The sequence below is a fragment of the Hydrogenophaga aquatica genome, assembly GCF_054780915.1.
In genome coordinates this window covers 105,584-120,730 of the sequence record NZ_BAAGVK010000007.1, presented here as the reverse complement: position 1 = coordinate 120,730, position 15,147 = coordinate 105,584, and the positions used below count along the sequence as shown (strand labels likewise).

Sequence of the window (15,147 nt, the reverse complement as noted above, 5' to 3'; positions counted from 1 at the left end):
GACCGTCCAGGAAAGCACTCAGACCGCAGCCAGCGCCTGCGCCAGATCGTCGCGCAGGTCGTCGATGTGCTCGATACCGACGCACAGGCGCACCGTGTCTTCCGTCACCCCAGACTTTTCCAGTTCTTCGGGTGAGAGCTGGCGGTGCGTGGTGGACGCCGGGTGCGTGGCCAGGGAACGCACATCGCCAATGTTGACCAGGCGGGTGAACAGCTTGAGCGCGTCCAGGAAGCGTTCGCCGCCGCTGCGGCCGCCCTGCACGCCGAAGGTCAGCAAGCCTGAGGCCCGCCCGCCCATGAGCTTGCGGACCAAGGCGTGGTCCGGGTGGTCGCTCAAACCTGCGTAGTTCACCCACTTCACCTTCGGGTGCTGGCGCAGGTATTCGGCCACAGCAAGGGTGTTCTCGCAGATGCGGTCCATGCGCAGCGGCAGGGTCTCTATGCCCTGCAGGATGAGGAAGGCGTTGAATGGCGACAGCGCCGCACCCATGTTGCGCAGCGGCACCACGCGCGCGCGGCCAATGTAGGCCGCAGGCCCCAGGGCCTCGGTGTACACCACGCCGTGGTAGCTGACATCCGGCTCGTTGAGCCGGCGAAAACGCTCTCTGTGCTGGGCCCAGGGGAATTTCCCCGAGTCCACGATCGCGCCCCCAATGCTGTTGCCATGCCCGCCCAGGTACTTGGTGAGCGAATGCACCACGATATCGGCGCCGTGCTCGATGGGCCGGCACAGGTAGGGGCTGGGCACCGTGTTGTCCACGATCAGCGGCACGCCATGGCGGTGCGCAATCTCGGCCAGCGCCGCGATGTCGGTGACGTTGCCGCGCGGGTTGCCCAGGGATTCGGCGTACAGCGCCTTGGTCCGACCGTCGATCAACGCTTCAAAGCTGGAGGGGTCGTCGGAATTGGCGAACCGCGTCTCGATGCCGTACTGCGGCAGCGTGTGCGCGAACAGGTTGTAGGTGCCGCCATACAGGGCTGTGGCCGACACAATGTTGTCACCCGCCTCGGCAATGGTCTGGATGGCGTAGGTGATGGCAGCCTGGCCGGACGCCACGGCCAGCGCCGCGATGCCGCCTTCAAGGGCTGCCACACGCTCTTCCAGCACCGCCTGGGTGGGGTTCATGATGCGGGTATAGATGTTGCCCGGCACCTTCAGGTCGAACAGGTCCGCGCCGTGCTGCGCGCTGTCGAAGGAATAGGCCACGGTCTGGTAGATGGGCGGCACAACCGCCTTGGTGGTGGGGTCGGGCTGGTAACCCGCGTGCACGGCCAACGTTTCGATCTTCATGCATTCACTCCTTTATCACTTGTACCTTATCGGATGAAAACGCATCTGTCGAATGCGGGTTTCTCACTAGCATATGCGTGGAACGGATGTCATCGACTGACGCTAACATGCCCGCCATGTTTCTGCGCCGCCTGACACCACTCATCTGCCTGTTGCCCCTGCTTGTTGCCGGTTGTGCCATAGCGCCAGCTCAGCGAGAGGCCCGGGACCTGACAAGCTCGCCCTGGGCGCAAGCCAGCACCCTGACGGGCGAAGGCCAGTGGCAACACCAGACCTTCAAGGGACGCAAGAACACCGCTTACGCCGCCACCACGCACGAAGGCCGCCCGGCGCTCCACGCCCGCAGCGACTCGGGCAGCAGCGCCATGCGCTACCGGGTACGCGTGCCGTCCGACGCCATGGGAACCCTGCGTTTTTCGTGGTTCGTGCGGCAGCTGAACCCCGCCTTCGACCTGACGGACCGCGAGGCTGAAGATGCCGTGGCCCGTGTGATCCTGACGTTCGAAGGGGACCGCCAGCGTTTGACAGCCAGAGACCACATGCTGTCGGAACTGGCACAGCTGATCACCGGCGAACCGCTGCCCTACGCCACCCTGATGTATGTCTGGGATCACGTGCACCCGGCGGGCACGGTACTGGAACATCCAAGCACGCGGCGTATCCGTATGCTGGTGGTCAAATCCGGCCCTGGCAAGCTGGGCCAGTGGGCCGACCAGGAACGCGACGTCCTGGCCGACTTCCAGCATGCTTTCGGTGAAACACCACAGGCGCTCACAGGCATAGGCCTGATGACCGATGGCAACAACACCCGCCAGCTGGCCGAGGCCTGGTACGGCCCCGTGAAACTGGACCGGCAGGTGGTGCAGAGGTGAAGAGCCGGGCGCTCAGAAACGCCAGCCCAGGCCAATGCCCACCAGCACCGGGTCAACCTTGAACTTTCCGACCTTGGCACCCGACGAATACACGTCGGTTTCGATGAACACCTTCTTGACGTCGACGTTCAGGTACATGTCCTTCGACAACGGGATGTCCACCCCGACCTGAAGCGCCGCCCCCCAACTGTTCTTGTCGATGGACGGGTTCAATGCAGTCACCACGGCTGGATCGAACTTCACACTGGAGAACCGCGTGAAGTTGACGCCTGCGCCAACATAGGGTTTGAAGCCGGGGGCGTTGAAGTGGTATTGCAGGGTCAGTGTCGGGGGCAGGTGCTTGAGTGTGGCGATAGATGCGCCGTTTGAAGAAAGGGTGTGCTTCTGCGGAACGGTGAGGATAAGCTCAGCGGCCACGTTCTTGGTGATGAAGTAGGTGAAGTCCACTTCGGGCAGCCACTTGTTGTTGACCGACAGGCCCAGACCCGTGGTGTCCTTGTTCGCGCTGTCGAGATGGACAGCTCGGGCTCGAACCAGCCAGTCGCCCTCCTTGAAATCCTGTGCGAAAGCGGAGCCACAAACCAGGGTCGCCCCTGCGACCATTGCGAGGAGATGCTTGCTCATGATGTGTCGTGAAAATACCCGGGAATATTCCCGGGTGACATTTCAGAGCGGCATCCCGGCGCCCCACTTGACCCAGGTCAAAACGAAGAATACCCCCACGACAGAAGTGTGAGCTCGGTCATGTTTGGTTCATCCAGAACTGAACGAACGTTGCGCCAACAACACACCCGCCCATAAATCAGGCGACGCCGAGCTGACTCAGAACAGTCAGCGTGGGCGCACTCTGGTTCATGGTGTAGAAGTGCAGCCCCGGCGCGCCCGCCTGACGCAGCCGCTCACACAAATCTGCCACCACGTCCCGCCCGAAAGCCTGAATGCTGGCGGTGTCGTCGCCATAGCCTTGCAGGCGCAGGCGTATCCAGCGCGGCACCTCGGCCCCGCAGGCATCTGAAAAGCGCAGCAGTTGCGAGGCATTGGTGATGGGCATGATGCCGGGCACGATCGGCACCTCGACCCCCAACTTGCGCACGTCGTCCACGAAACGGAAATAGGCGTCGGCGTTGAAGAAATACTGGGTGATGGCGGAATCCGCCCCGGCCTTGACCTTGGTGGCAAAAGCCTGCAGGTCGGCTTCGGGCGAGCGGGCCTGGGGGTGGAATTCGGGGTAGGCGGCCACCTCGATGTGGAAGGTGTTGCCCATTTCCGCGCGGATGAAGGCCACCAGATCGCTGGCGTACTGGAACTCGCCACCCAGCCCGTAACCGCTGGGCAGGTCGCCACGCAGGGCCACCAGCCGCTTGACGCCCATGGCCTTGAGCGTGGCCAGTTGCTCACGCACGCTGGTGCGCGTGGCGCCGATGCACGAGAAATGCGAGGCGGCATCAACCCCCTCTGCCAGGATTTCGCCCACGGTGGTGAAGGTGCCCTCCTGGGTCGAGCCCCCCGCACCGTAGGTCACCGAGCAGAAAGCAGGCTGGCGTGCGTACAAGGCTTGGCGCGCGGTGCGCAGCTTGGCCGCGCCTTCGGGCGTCTTGGGCGGGAAGAATTCAAAACTGATGGGAAAAGTCGTATCCATGTACTGCCCCTGGGGGATTCAGGCTGCCTTGGCAGCCCAGACAAAAAACTCGCGGTTGCCATCACCGCCGGCAATCGCTGAATCGAACCAGCCACGCACCGTCAGGCCAAGCGCCTCGCAGCAGGTACGGATGCGCTGCTCCACCACAAGGTAGAGCGACGTGTCGCGCACCACGCCGCCCTTTCCGATCTGGCCGGGCTGCAACTCGAACTGCGGCTTGACCAGCATGAGCAGTTGCCCGCCCGGCGCCAGCAAAGGCACCACGGCGGGCAGCACCAGCGTCAGCGAGATGAACGAAAGGTCGCCCACGGCCAGATCGAACCCGTTGACCAGCTGCTGCTGCGGCACACCTGCCTCCTGCAACCGCTCGCGACTCAACTCGCGGGCATTGAGCTTTTCCAGTGCCAGCACGCGCGGGTTTTGCAACAGGCTCGCGTGCAGCTGGCGCTGACCCACGTCCACACCCAGCACCCAGGCGGCACCCTTTTGCAACAGGCAGTCGGTGAACCCCCCGGTGCTCTGGCCCACGTCCAGGCAATGCAAACCTGTGGCGTCCAGGCCGCTGTCGCGCAGCGCCCCTTCCAGCTTCAGCCCGCCGCGCGACACGTAGCGCGACTCGGCGGTATCCTGCAGACGCAACTCGGCCGTGACGGGCAGCTCGTCACCGTTCTTGGCCACGGCCCGCCATTCGCCGCCGTGGCGCCACAGCACCCCGGCGGCAATCAGGCGCTGCGCCTGCGAACGGCTGGCGGCCAGGCCGCGCTCCACGAGCAACTGGTCGGCACGCACCGCTGAATCAGTAGCGGTAGGTGTCGGGCTTGTACGGGCCCTGCTTCGGCACGCCGATGTAGGCGGCCTGCTCGTCGGTCAGCTCGGTCAGCATGGCGCCAACCTTCTTCAGGTGCAGGCGAGCGACCTTCTCGTCGAGATGCTTGGGCAGCACGTAGACCTTACCCACGTCGTAACCTTCGGGGTGGCAAAACAGTTCGATCTGGGCGATGGTCTGGTTGGCGAAGCTGGACGACATCACGAAGCTGGGGTGACCCGTGCCGCAGCCGAGGTTCACCAGGCGTCCCTTGGCCAGCAGGATGATGCGCTTGCCATCCGGGAAGATCACGTGGTCGACCTGGGGCTTGATCTCTTCCCACTTGCAGTGCTCTTCGAGCTTGGCGACCTGGATCTCGTTGTCGAAGTGACCGATGTTGCAGACGATGGCCTGGTCTTTCATGGCCTTCATGTGTTCGAAGGTGATCACATCGCGGTTACCCGTGGTGGTCACGAAGATGTCGGCCTTGTCGGCGGCGTACTCCATGGTCACGACTTTGTAGCCTTCCATGGCGGCCTGCAAGGCGTTGATGGGGTCGATCTCGGTGACCCACACCTGGGCGCTCAGCGCACGCAGGGCTTGTGCAGAGCCCTTGCCCACGTCGCCATAGCCGCACACCACGGCTACCTTGCCAGCGATCATCACGTCGGTGGCGCGCTTGATGCCGTCCACCAGCGACTCGCGGCAGCCGTACAGGTTATCGAACTTGCTCTTGGTGACCGAGTCGTTCACGTTGATGGCGCGGAACATCAGCGAGCCCTTGGCCGACATTTCCTTGAGGCGGTGCACGCCCGTGGTGGTCTCTTCGGTCACGCCGATGATCTGGGCGCTCTTGCGGCTGTACCAGGTGGGGTCCACGGCCAGCTTGGCCTTGATGGCGGCGAACAGGATGCGCTCTTCCTCGCTGCCCGGGTTGGCCAGCACGCTCTGGTCCTTCTCAGCCTGCTTGCCCAGGTGCATCAGCAGCGTGGCGTCGCCGCCGTCGTCCAGGATCATGTTCGGGCCTTCGCCCTCGGCGCCTGCGGGGCCGAAGTCGAAGATGCGGTGGGTGTAGTCCCAATAGTCGACCAGGGTTTCACCCTTGATGGCGAACACCGGGGTGCCCGCGGCGGCAATGGCGGCAGCGGCGTGGTCCTGCGTGGAGAAGATGTTGCAAGAAGCCCAGCGCACCTGAGCGCCCAGCGCCTGCAACGTCTCGATCAGCACGGCTGTCTGGATGGTCATGTGCAGCGAGCCGGTGATGCGCGCGCCCTTGAGGGGCTGCTTGGCCGCGAACTCTTCGCGGATGGCCATCAGGCCGGGCATCTCGGTTTCGGCGATCTTGATTTCCTTGCGGCCCCAGTCGGCCAGGCCGATGTCGGCGATGGCGCAATCGGCGTTGATGGGGTTCTTCAGCGGTGCGTTCATGGTGTGCTCCAAAACTCATGTTTCGAGAAAGCCACTGGACGCAAGGGAGGATGGAGGCTCACCTCACGTCAAGTGGGTGAGCGTCGTTGCGGAAGACGGCGCGCACGCGGTCGTGGGCCGGTTTCCGAGCCTCGCGCCCACGCCTGCCGGTACGGCTGGGGGACGCTGCAACGCTCCTCGGAAAACTCCCGCGATTATACGAACCCCAGGCCATGGCGGGCAAGCGTGTCAGGACCGGACAGGGCGCGCTTCCTATAATGCTCAGGAGATTCGCAACCCAACAAGCAGCAGCATTTTGAGCCCCGCGCCCACCCCGACCAACCAGCCCCTGTCCCTCGTTGCCGACGAGATGCGGACGGTGGACGCCGTCATCCAGCAACGCCTGAGCAGCGAGGTTCCCCTCGTCGGGCAGGTGGCCCAATACATCATCAGCGCAGGCGGCAAACGTGTGCGCCCGGCCCTGCTGTTGCTGATGTGCGGCGCCCTGGAATGCACCGACGAACGCCGCCATAGCCTGGCGGCGGTGGTGGAGTTCATCCACACAGCCACCTTGCTGCACGACGACGTGGTGGACGAATCCACCCTGCGCCGGGGCCGCGACACGGCCAACGAGGTGTTCGGCAACGCGGCCAGCGTGCTGGTAGGCGACTTCCTCTATTCGCGCGCCTTCCAGATGATGGTGGACGCCGGGAACATGCGCATCATGCAGGTGCTGGCCGACGCCACCAACGTCATCGCCGAAGGCGAAGTGCTGCAACTGATGAACATGCACGATGCCTCGCTGGACGAGTCGGGCTACCTGCGCGTCATCCGCGCCAAGACGGCAAAGCTGTTCGAGGCCAGCGCCCGGCTGGCGGCCATCCTGGCCGGCGCCGGCGACGCGCTGGAGGCCCGGTGTGCCGACTACGGCCAGGCCCTGGGTGCAGCCTTCCAGGTGGTGGACGACGTGCTGGACTACGAAGGCGACGCACAAGAGTTGGGCAAGAACCTGGGTGATGACCTGCGCGAGGGCAAGGTCACGCTGCCCATCATCTGCACGTTGCAGAAGTGCGCGCCGGACGAAGCCGAGCTCATTCGCAGCGCCATAGAGAACGGCAACACCGAACACCTGGACGACATCCTGAGGATCGTTCGCCAGTGCGGCGGTCTGGAAGCCGCTCGCAAGGCCGCTGCGGCAGAGGCCATGCGTGCGGTTGAAGCCGCTCGCGCACTGCCCGCCAATAAATACAGCGAATCCTTGATACAATTAGCGGCTGCACTTTTGGAGCGACGCTCCTGAGTTGCCCCATCGGGGTGTAGCTTAGCCTGGTAGAGCGCTACGTTCGGGACGTAGAGGCCGGAGGTTCGAATCCTCTCACCCCGACCAGGATCACCAAGAAGCCGGATCGACCATGTTCGATCCGGCTTTTTTTGTGCCTGGCGTCGAAGGGAGCCAAGATTCAGACGCGGCTGAGCAGTTTGGGAACGTTGATGCGAACCTTGACCTCGTCGGCCGAGATGCTGGCCTTGACCTCGTACTCGCGCTCCAGGGTGTCACGCAAGGCTGGCTCGCCCAGCGGCATGCCGTGCCGGCCCACGATGGCAAACACCCCGGGCGCATTGGCCCGGCGCCCGCGCCTGACCACCACCGCCACCTCGTCGTTGGCAAGACGGACGTAGCTGCCGGGTATGTAAAGCCCCAAGGTCTTGACAAAGGCTGCCCCGAGCGGATTGGGCTGCCCGCCCTCCCCCAGGTAAACGTCGCGGGCAGCCATCTGCGGCAACAAGCCCGCACGCGCCTGCCTGGGGCTGATGCGCGCCACGTAGACGTCGGCCATGCGCAACAGCTGGCAAGGGATGCCATCAACGCGCTTGCCCGCCGGGTAGCCCTTGCCGGAGGCATCCTCGTGGTGATCCGCGACCAGTTCCAGCCAGAGATGATCACCCACGCCCAGCTGGCGCAGCAAAGACACCCCCTCTGACGGATGCCGCAGTATGTCCGCCCGCTGCTCCTCGCTCAGAGGCACTGTCTGGCGCGTCAGGGCGTCGTGCAGGCGCGCCATGCCGATGTTCATGGTCAGGGCGGCACGGCAAAGGCTGGCCAGCTCACCCGCGGATAGGCCGACCGTCTGCCCGACCAGGCGGCAGATCACGGCGCACAGCAGCGCGTGGGTGGCGCTGTAACCCACCGAGCGATCAAACAGCAGCTGCACCAGTACAAAAAGGCTGTCATCTACTCGGGTACGCAGTTGGGCATCCAGGCGCTGGTCAAGCTGGACCAGGCGGGTCACGAAATCCTGCGCCGTGACGTTCTGGTGCAAAAGGGTCTGCAGAACCGCATGCATGTCGGCCCAGGCATCGGCAGGCGTCAGCTCGGCCTGGGCCGGGTGGTTCTCCACCCCCATCGGGCGCGCGACACCGGCAATCTTGGTCAAGGCCTCGTTGCCACGGACGCGCCGGTCAATCTCGGCGGTGTAACGGTACATCCAGGCGCGGTACTCGTCCTCAACCACCATGGGGCTGTGCAGGACCAGGTACTCGCGGTGCTGTGCATTGCGTATCGCTTCGCCTTTGCGCAACAGCAACACCCCTTTGGGGTCCCAGATATTGACTGGAACCGGGGCGTTCAGCTCTAGCGCGTCCAGCGGGAAAGGTACGTACATGATGCGACTGTAACGCCTGCTCGGAAGCAACAGGCTGGCGACAAAAGTTTAGCCATAATGGCGGACACAGTCACAACCCGGTTCAGAAGAATTGCCCAGCACCATCGACCCCAACAGCCCAACGGTCGCCCTGGATGACCTGCGCGTGGGACTTTACGTGCACCTGGACCTGGGCTGGATGGACCACCCCTTTCCCCTGGGCAGCTTCAAGATCACCTCCCAGCAGCAGATCGACACGATCCGCTCCCTGGGGCTCCAGCGGCTGCGCTACTCACCGGAGAAAAGCGACCCTGCGCCAGCAACCGTCCCGCAGCAGCCCCTTTCCGCTGAATCTGCAGCCGAGGCAGAAGCCCCCCCTCTGGAAAGCGACGCCCAGCGCCACTTGCGCGAACAGCTGGAAACCCAGCGCCGTGGCCTGCTGCAATGCGAACGCCAGTTCACGGAAACGGCACGGGGCTACCGGCTGGTGATCGAAGAGTTGACGCAACGGCCCGCCGAAGCCAAGGAGAGAAGTGCCGCCATGGTCGGATCGATGGTCCGGCAGATGCTGGGCCAGGGCGAGTCGGCCATCAGGCTGCTGTCTGAAGGCACGGGTGACCGGGCTTCGCTGCACGCGGTGAACGTCACCGTCCTGAGTCTGCTGCTGGGCAAGGCCATGGGGCTGGACCAGGACACGCTGCAAGACCTGGGCATGGCAGCCCTGCTCCACGACATGGGCAAGATCGAGCTGCCAGACCGCGTGCGGTACAGGGACGAGCACTTCACACCGCCGCAGTTCAAGCTTTACCAGGAGCACGTGATGCACGGCGTGGCGCTGGGCAAGCGCATGGGCATGTCCACCAGAGCCCTGCTCACGCTGTCCCAGCACCACGAGCAGGCCGACGGCAAGGGCTTTCCCCTGGGATGTGGCGTGGAAAAGATCACGCCCGGCGCCCGCATCCTCGCCCTGATCAACCGTTACGACAACCTCTGCAACCCGACCAACCCCATCAACGCGCTGACACCGCACGAAGCCCTTTCGTTGATCTTCGCGACGATGAAGGAGCGTTTTGACAGCGCCACGCTCAGTGCGTTCATCCGCATGATGGGCATCTACCCGCCGGGGTCCCTGGTCCAGCTGTCAGACCAGCGCTACGCCATGGTGGTGTCGGTCAACTCGTCGCGCCCGCTCAAACCCAAGGTGCTGGTGCACGACAGTACCATCAAGGTGGCCGAGGCCCTGCTGCTGGACCTGGAAAGCACACCCCAGTTGTGCATCCAGCGCAGTCTGAAAGCCCACCAGCTGCCGCGCCAGGCTGTCGAATACCTCGCGCCGCGCCAGCGCGTGTGCTATTTTTTCGAGCGCGCTGTAGAACACAACATCACAGGGGAAGAGTCCGCATGAAGTATGTCCACTGGAGAACCTGCATAGAGGGCATGCTTGAGGCGGTCTGGGTGGTCGACCTCAAGACGCAGCGCATCCTCACCGCCAACCAGGCTGCGGGCGCGCTGCAGCAGATAGACCCGGCCGAACTCGAAGGGGCGGCCGTGATCGAGTTGCACGCCTCGCCCCAGGACCAGTTCTTCTGGCACGACATGGCGGCCGGCCGGCTGGAGGGCATCCACTCCGAAACACTGCTGCGCCGCTCCGACGGCTCAACCGTGCTCGTGGAACGCCGCGCCACGCCCGTGGATCTGGGAGACGGCGAGCTGGTCTGCCTGGTGGCCATGCAGGACAAGAGCCAGGAACACCGCATACAGCAGCAGCTGGAACAGCTCCTGGCCGAGCTGCGCGCCACGCTGGAGTCATCGGCGGACGGCATCCTCGTGTGCGACATGTACGGCGGCATCAGGGCCTTCAACCGCCTCTTTGCCACGCTGTGGAGCCTGCCACAGGCCTTGCTGCTGCAGCGTGACGACGCCTCGGTGCACGCCTACCTGGCCAACAGCGTGCCCAACCCGGAACAGTACCAGCAGCGCCTTGCGCAGATCAACCGGTCGCCACTGCTGGAAGCGACCGACGTGCTGGTGCTGCGCACGGGCCGCATCCTGGAGCGTATATCGCGCCCGCAGCTCGTGCGCGGCAGACCCACAGGCCGCGTGTACGCGTTCCGCGACATCACCGAGCGTTCCGCCACGGAAACGCAGCTCAAGCTCGCGGCCAAGGTGTTCGAGTCGAGCCTGGACGCGATTCTGATCACCGACCCGAACTACAGCATCCTCGCATGCAACCCCGCTGCCGAGCGCCTTGTGCGCTCTCCGGGCAAGAACCTCATCCAGCGCAACGCACAGGAGCTGTTCTTCACACCGCACGAGCTGCCCTGGGTGCAGGACCTTGACAGCAAGCTTGCCCAGGCCGGTTACTGGGAAGGCGAACTGTGGTTCAGGCGCCCGGACGGCGCCGCCACCGCCCTGCAGGTGTCCTGGGTCATGCTGCGCAATGCGGAAGGCGAGCCACTGAACACGGTCCTTTTCGTCAAGGACCTGACCGAGAAGCTGGCCGCCCAGCAGCGCATCGAACAGCTGGCCTACACCGACGTCCTGACCGGCCTGCCCAACCGGCTGATGCTGACCGAGCGCGTGGAACACGCCATCCACCTGTCGGAACGCAGTGACAGGGGCTTTGCCGTGCTGTTCCTCGACCTGGACCGGTTCAAGCACATCAACGATTCATTGGGCCACCTGTTCGGTGACCGCGTGCTGGTGGAAGTGGCTGGCCGGCTCAAGGGCTGCTTGCGACAGACCGACACTCTGTGCCGCCTGGGCGGCGACGAGTTTGTGATCCACCTGCACGAAGCCGACGTCAGCGCCGCTGAGCGCACCGCGCGGCGCATCATCGAGACGGTGGGGCAGCCCGTCTGCCTGGAGGACATGAACTTCAGCCTGACCTGCAGCGTTGGCATTGCCATGTACCCGGAGGACGGGACCTCCCTGGACGAACTCATCCAGCACGCCGACACCGCGATGTACCAGGTGAAGGAGCGCGGCAAGGGGCATTTCCGTTTCTACCAGCCGCAGATGAACGCCGATCTGCTGTCCCGCATACGGCTGGACCACGCCATGCGCGAGGGGCTTCAGCACAACCAGTTCGTGCTTCACTACCAGCCCCGGGTCAACATCCGCACAGGGGCACTGATGGCGTGCGAGGCGCTCGTCCGGTGGAACGACCCCGTCAAGGGACTGGTTTTCCCGGGCGCCTTCATCGGGGTGGCCGAAGAAACGGGCTTCATCGTGATGCTGGGTGACTGGGTGCTGCGGGAGGCCGTGCGGCAAGCCGCCGCGTGGGCACGCGAGGGGCGGCCCTGCCAGGTAGCCGTCAACGTTTCAGCCCTGCAATTCCAGCAATCCCGCTTTGTCGGGGATGTGGCAGCCGCGCTGCGGGAACACGGCCTGGACCCATCGCTGCTTGAGCTGGAGCTGACCGAGTCGATCCTGATCCTGGATGCCGAAGAAGCCCTGGAACGGCTGCAGGCGCTGGCGGCGTTGGGCGTGGGCCTGTCGCTGGACGACTTCGGCACCGGGTACTCCAGCCTGTCCTACCTGCGCCGGTTCCCGCTGCAAAAACTCAAGATCGACCGCTCCTTCATCGTCTCCATGCACGAGAACCCCGCAGACGACGCCATCGTTGCGGCCATCGTGCAAATGGGGCATGCGCTGAACATGGAAGTGGTGGCCGAGGGCGTCGAATGGGCTCAACAGCATGAGCGCCTGCGGGACCTGGGCTGCGACCAGTACCAGGGCTTCCTGTGCTCGCCCGCGGTGCCGCCTGCCGACTTCGTTCTGTTGCTGCAGGGCGCAGAGGCTGCCACGCCCGCCAGCTGAGGCGAGCCCAGGGTTTGGGCCGCCATTCGGCGCCAGCGGTCAGACGCGCTGCAACCAGGCCTGCAGGTCTTCGGCGTGGACCTGTCCGATCTTGCGCTCCGCCACCCCGCCCGCCCGGTCGAACACGATGGTGAAGGGAAGGCCTCCGCCGGTGTTGCCCAGCTGCTTGCTCAAATCGACGCCAGAAAGGCCCGCCATGGCGACCGGAAACGCCAGCGGCAGGCGCTCCAGGAACTTGCGTACCGGGCCTACCTGGTCCACCGCCAGTGCCAGCACCTGCCAGCCCCTGCTCTGCTGTTCACGGTAGAAGGCGTTGAGCAACGGCAGCTCCTCCACGCAGGGGGGGCACCACGTGGCCCAGAAGTTCAGCAACAAAGGCTGCCCACGAAAATCCGCCATGCGCACGGTCTGGCCTTGCGGTCCTTCCCACTGCTGGCCCCACAGGGTATCCACCGCGCCATCCGCCACCTCATGGGGCTGGTAGCGCCACCAGGCCCAACCAGCCCCTGCCAGCGCGGCGGCGGCGGCCACGCCGCCTGTCAACACATGTCTTCGGTTCATGAGGGGTCCGACTCCGTTGTGGCCAGCAAGTTTCGCAGCGCCTGCGCGTCACCGCGCGGCTTGCGCCCAAGTTCGTCGGGCAGCAGAGCGCCTCGCTGGTCGCGTGTTTCGTGGATCAGCAGGTGCACGCCCACCCACTCCTGCAGCGCCTGGCTGCGGCTGCGCACGCTCAACACCGGCACTTCGCGGCCATGCAAGCCAGACGTACTGCGGGCTTCGTAGTCCACCCCCCGGTTGAGCAGCCAGATTTCCACCGCCTTGGGGTCGTCACTGAAGAGCTGCAACTGGATGTCGCTCATGCGGTTGGCCGTGCCGTGCCACACCGCCCCGCCGACCAGGGGCTGGAACTCGGCCAGCCGTTCCATCCACTCCAGGGCCAGTTCGCGCAGCTCGCGCAGCTCGCCGGGCTGGGTGTCGGCGTGGAAGATGGCAATGTGCTCGCGCACGGCCGCTTCCACCTCGTACTTGTCGGGCAACGGGGTGCGTGCGGGCAGGCCCAGAGCCTTGAGCGCACGCCGCTTGGCGCTGCCGTAATCCAGGCCTTCGTCCACCACCAGCGCTGCCGCCGTGGCCGCGATTTCCTGTTTCTCGGTATCCATGACCGCTATTGTGCCGCCCGCCGCAAAACCCGGACCTGGCCGCCGATAATCACCGCCATGCACATACACATTCTTGGCATTTGCGGCACGTTCATGGGGGGCGTGGCCGCCCTGGCCCGCGAAGCTGGTCACAAGGTCACAGGCTGCGACGCGGGTGTTTACCCACCCATGAGCGACCAGCTCCGCGCACTCGGCATCGATTTGATCGAAGGTTTCAGCGCCGACCAGATGGCCCTGAACCCCGACGTGTTCGTGATCGGCAACGTGGTGTCGCGAGCCCGCCTGCCCGACGGCTCGCCCAAGTTCCCGCTGATGGAAGCCATCCTCGATGCCGGCGCCCGCTACACCAGCGGCCCCCAGTGGATGAGCGAGCACATCCTGCAAGGCAGGCACGTGCTGGCCGTGGCGGGCACACATGGCAAGACCACGACCACCTCGATGCTGACCTGGATTCTGGAGCACGCAGGGCTGCAGCCGGGCTTCCTGGTAGGGGGTGTGCCGCTGAACTTTGGCGTATCCGCGCGCCTGGGCGGATGGGGAGCGTCGGGTTCTGCTCCGTGTCCCCCCGACCGCTCACCGTTTGTCATCGAAGCCGACGAATACGACACTGCTTTCTTCGACAAGCGCAGCAAGTTCGTGCACTACCGCCCGCGCACGGCCGTGCTCAACAACCTTGAGTTCGACCACGCCGACATCTTCGACAACCTCGCCGCGATCGAACGCCAGTTCCACCACCTGGTGCGCACTGTGCCATCCCAGGGGCGGGTGGTGTTCAACGGCCTGGAAGAAAGTCTGGCACGCGTGCTGCACATGGGTTGCTGGAGCGAACAACGCAGCTTTGGCGCAGCGGTGAGCGACTTTTGCGCCGAGGGCGAGGCCAACGACTTTGCCGTGCTGCAACAGGGCCGCGAGGTGGCGCGCGTGCGCTGGAGCCTGAGCGGTACGCACAACCAGCTCAACGCCCTGGCCGCCATTGCCGCGGCCGAGCACGTGGGCGTATCACCCGCCCTGGCGGCCGAAGCTTTGAGCCTGTTCCAGAACGTGAAGCGCCGCATGGAAGTGCGCGGGCACATCGAACGCCCGCAGGGCACCATCACCGTGTACGACGACTTCGCCCACCACCCCACCGCCATCCGAACCACGGTGGACGGCCTGCGCCGCCAGCTCGACCAGCAAGGCCATGCGCAGGCACGCATCCTCGCGGTGTTCGAGCCACGCTCCAACACCATGAAGCTGGGGACGATGAAGTCACAGCTGCCCTGGAGCCTGGAGCATGCCGACCTGGCCTTCTGCCACAGCGCGGGGCTGGACTGGGATGCCGCCGAAGCCCTGGCCCCCATGGGCGACCGCGCCAGCGTGGCGGACCGCATCGACACCCTGGTGCAAACCGTGGTGACCGCTGCCCGGCCGGGCGATCACATCCTGTGCATGAGCAATGGCGGCTTCGGTGGCGTGCACCAGAAGCTGCTGGACGCACTGCGCCCCAAAACGCAGTGAGCCATGCGACGAG

13 protein-coding genes, 1 tRNA gene and 1 riboswitch are annotated in these 15,147 nt (G+C 64.9%); of the genes, 6 read left to right on the top strand and 8 right to left on the bottom strand.

Annotated elements, in window-relative coordinates; genetic code table 11:
* Positions 1 to 18: 18 nt before the first annotated feature.
* Positions 19 to 1,290 (bottom strand): O-acetylhomoserine aminocarboxypropyltransferase/cysteine synthase family protein, encoded by a 1,272-nt coding sequence (locus tag ACYVHH_RS05485; protein ID WP_460564092.1) that lies wholly within the window; start codon positions 1,288 to 1,290, stop codon positions 19 to 21.
* Positions 1,291 to 1,397: 107 nt separating this feature from the next.
* Here ACYVHH_RS05485 and ACYVHH_RS05480 point away from each other — a divergent pair, with 107 nt between their 5' ends.
* Positions 1,398 to 2,162, top strand: coding sequence for a DUF3047 domain-containing protein (locus ACYVHH_RS05480; protein WP_460564091.1), 765 nt, complete (start codon positions 1,398 to 1,400; stop codon positions 2,160 to 2,162).
* 12 nt (positions 2,163 to 2,174) lie between these two features.
* Here ACYVHH_RS05480 and ACYVHH_RS05475 read toward each other — a convergent pair whose 3' ends face one another.
* The 4 genes from ACYVHH_RS05475 to ahcY all read right to left on the bottom strand — a co-directional run bounded on the left by ACYVHH_RS05475 (position 2,175) and on the right by ahcY (position 6,034).
* Positions 2,175 to 2,786, bottom strand: a complete 612-nt coding sequence (locus tag ACYVHH_RS05475) for an OmpW/AlkL family protein (protein ID WP_460564090.1) — start codon at positions 2,784 to 2,786, stop codon at positions 2,175 to 2,177.
* A 178-nt stretch (positions 2,787 to 2,964) separates the two neighbouring features.
* On the bottom strand, positions 2,965 to 3,801 hold the full coding sequence (gene metF, locus ACYVHH_RS05470) for a methylenetetrahydrofolate reductase [NAD(P)H] (RefSeq protein WP_460564089.1): 837 nt from the start codon (positions 3,799 to 3,801) through the stop codon (positions 2,965 to 2,967).
* Between the two features lie 18 nt (positions 3,802 to 3,819).
* A complete protein-coding gene (locus ACYVHH_RS05465) occupies positions 3,820 to 4,590 on the bottom strand; it encodes a TlyA family RNA methyltransferase (protein WP_460564088.1) in 771 nt (256 codons plus the stop codon).
* Between the two features lie 7 nt (positions 4,591 to 4,597).
* Positions 4,598 to 6,034, bottom strand: coding sequence for an adenosylhomocysteinase (gene ahcY, locus ACYVHH_RS05460; RefSeq protein WP_460564086.1), 1,437 nt, complete (start codon positions 6,032 to 6,034; stop codon positions 4,598 to 4,600).
* A gap of 71 nt (positions 6,035 to 6,105) precedes the next feature.
* A riboswitch (S-adenosyl-L-homocysteine riboswitch) is annotated at positions 6,106 to 6,219 on the bottom strand.
* 110 nt (positions 6,220 to 6,329) lie between these two features.
* Here ahcY and ACYVHH_RS05455 point away from each other — a divergent pair.
* Positions 6,330 to 7,313, top strand: coding sequence for a polyprenyl synthetase family protein (locus tag ACYVHH_RS05455; protein WP_460564085.1), 984 nt, complete (start codon positions 6,330 to 6,332; stop codon positions 7,311 to 7,313).
* Between the two features lie 10 nt (positions 7,314 to 7,323).
* Positions 7,324 to 7,400, top strand: a tRNA-Pro gene (locus ACYVHH_RS05450).
* A 73-nt stretch (positions 7,401 to 7,473) separates the two neighbouring features.
* On the opposite strand, the gene ACYVHH_RS05445 is transcribed toward ACYVHH_RS05450, so the two are convergent.
* Positions 7,474 to 8,676 (bottom strand): HD-GYP domain-containing protein, encoded by a 1,203-nt coding sequence (locus ACYVHH_RS05445; RefSeq protein ID WP_460564084.1) that lies wholly within the window; start codon positions 8,674 to 8,676, stop codon positions 7,474 to 7,476.
* 91 nt (positions 8,677 to 8,767) lie between these two features.
* Between ACYVHH_RS05445 and ACYVHH_RS05440 the strand changes: the two genes are divergently transcribed.
* Both ACYVHH_RS05440 and ACYVHH_RS05435 read left to right on the top strand, forming a co-directional pair.
* Positions 8,768 to 10,060 (top strand): HD-GYP domain-containing protein, encoded by a 1,293-nt coding sequence (locus ACYVHH_RS05440; protein WP_460564083.1) that lies wholly within the window; start codon positions 8,768 to 8,770, stop codon positions 10,058 to 10,060.
* Positions 10,057 to 12,477, top strand: coding sequence for a putative bifunctional diguanylate cyclase/phosphodiesterase (locus ACYVHH_RS05435; protein ID WP_460564081.1), 2,421 nt, complete (start codon positions 10,057 to 10,059; stop codon positions 12,475 to 12,477). The genes ACYVHH_RS05440 and ACYVHH_RS05435 overlap by 4 nt, the downstream gene beginning before the upstream one ends.
* Positions 12,478 to 12,516: 39 nt before the next feature.
* Here ACYVHH_RS05435 and ACYVHH_RS05430 read toward each other — a convergent pair whose 3' ends face one another.
* Positions 12,517 to 13,038 carry a TlpA disulfide reductase family protein gene (locus ACYVHH_RS05430; RefSeq protein ID WP_460564080.1) on the bottom strand — a complete coding sequence of 174 codons (522 nt, stop codon included), beginning with the start codon at positions 13,036 to 13,038 and terminating at the stop codon, positions 12,517 to 12,519.
* A complete protein-coding gene (locus tag ACYVHH_RS05425) occupies positions 13,035 to 13,637 on the bottom strand; it encodes a hypothetical protein (protein ID WP_460564079.1) in 603 nt (200 codons plus the stop codon). Before ACYVHH_RS05425 ends, ACYVHH_RS05430 begins: the two co-directional genes overlap by 4 nt.
* 57 nt (positions 13,638 to 13,694) lie before the next feature.
* On the opposite strand from ACYVHH_RS05425, the gene mpl reads away from it, so the two are divergent.
* Positions 13,695 to 15,134, top strand: a complete 1,440-nt coding sequence (gene mpl / locus ACYVHH_RS05420) for a UDP-N-acetylmuramate:L-alanyl-gamma-D-glutamyl-meso-diaminopimelate ligase (protein WP_460564078.1) — start codon at positions 13,695 to 13,697, stop codon at positions 15,132 to 15,134.
* The last annotated feature ends 13 nt before the right edge of the window (positions 15,135 to 15,147 follow it).

Bases quoted from the DNA above. Each gene is read 5' to 3' on its own strand.
- ACYVHH_RS05485 (WP_460564092.1), bottom strand. From the start codon at position 1,290: ATGAAGATCGAAACGTTGGCCGTGCACGCGGGTTACCAGCCCGACCCC.
- ACYVHH_RS05480 (WP_460564091.1), top strand. From the start codon at position 1,398: ATGCCCGCCATGTTTCTGCGCCGCCTGACACCACTCATCTGCCTGTTG.
- ACYVHH_RS05475 (WP_460564090.1), bottom strand. From the start codon at position 2,786: ATGAGCAAGCATCTCCTCGCAATGGTCGCAGGGGCGACCCTGGTTTGT.
- metF (WP_460564089.1), bottom strand. From the start codon at position 3,801: ATGGATACGACTTTTCCCATCAGTTTTGAATTCTTCCCGCCCAAGACG.
- ahcY (WP_460564086.1), bottom strand. From the start codon at position 6,034: ATGAACGCACCGCTGAAGAACCCCATCAACGCCGATTGCGCCATCGCC.
- ACYVHH_RS05445 (WP_460564084.1), bottom strand. From the start codon at position 8,676: ATGTACGTACCTTTCCCGCTGGACGCGCTAGAGCTGAACGCCCCGGTT.
- ACYVHH_RS05435 (WP_460564081.1), top strand. From the start codon at position 10,057: ATGAAGTATGTCCACTGGAGAACCTGCATAGAGGGCATGCTTGAGGCG.
- ACYVHH_RS05430 (WP_460564080.1), bottom strand. From the start codon at position 13,038: ATGAACCGAAGACATGTGTTGACAGGCGGCGTGGCCGCCGCCGCCGCG.
- ACYVHH_RS05425 (WP_460564079.1), bottom strand. From the start codon at position 13,637: ATGGATACCGAGAAACAGGAAATCGCGGCCACGGCGGCAGCGCTGGTG.
- mpl (WP_460564078.1), top strand. From the start codon at position 13,695: ATGCACATACACATTCTTGGCATTTGCGGCACGTTCATGGGGGGCGTG.